We start from the raw sequence: 766 nt of genomic DNA on the forward strand, positions 1-766 counted from the left end.
GGCAAATCCTGGACACCGTCTCGCCCTCGAATTTCCCTGCGCTCAACCCGGAAGTCATCGACAAGACCTTTAGGGAAAATGGCGCCAATTTCGTAAGCGGCGCCAACAACCTCGCCGACGACCTGCTTCGTCTGATCGACGGTAGACCGCCGGCTGGCGCGGAACGGTTTCGGCCAGGCATCGAAGTCGCCATCACGCCAGGCGAGGTGATCTTCAAAAACGAGCTGATCGAGTTGATCCGCTATGCCCCAATGACGGGCACGGTGAAGGAGGAGCCGATCCTCATAACCCCCGCCTGGATCATGAAATACTACATTCTCGATCTTTCGCCGCAGAACTCGCTGGTCCGCTACCTTGTGCAGAGCGGCTATACCGTTTTCTGCATCTCCTGGCGTAATCCGAGCAGCGATCAGAGTGGACTCTCCCTGGACGACTACCGCCGCCTCGGCGTGATGGCGGCCTTGGATGAGGTCGGAAAAGCGACTGGGAGCAGCCGGATCCACGGGGTGGGCTACTGCCTTGGCGGGACGCTGCTGTCGATTGCCGCGTCGGCAATGGCGCGCGACGGCGATCACCGATTTGCCAGCCTGTCGCTTTTCGCGGCGCAGGTTGATTTCGAAGAACCAGGCGAACTCGGCCTTTTCATGGACGAGAGCCAGATTACCCTGCTCGAGGACATGATGTGGGTCGAGGGCACCCTCGATCAGCGCCGCATGGCTGGAGCTTTCCAAATGCTTCGCTCGCAGGACCTGATCTGGTCACGCAT

General features: G+C 59.9%; 1 protein-coding gene. It reads left to right on the top strand.

Features of this window, described 5'->3' with window-relative positions:
* The coding region (locus tag EOA29_RS38670; RefSeq protein WP_127222529.1) for an alpha/beta fold hydrolase at positions 1 to 766 on the top strand (766 nt) is incomplete at both ends.

Source organism: Mesorhizobium sp. M1E.F.Ca.ET.063.01.1.1 (assembly GCF_003998155.1).
GTDB lineage: Bacteria > Pseudomonadota > Alphaproteobacteria > Rhizobiales > Rhizobiaceae > Mesorhizobium.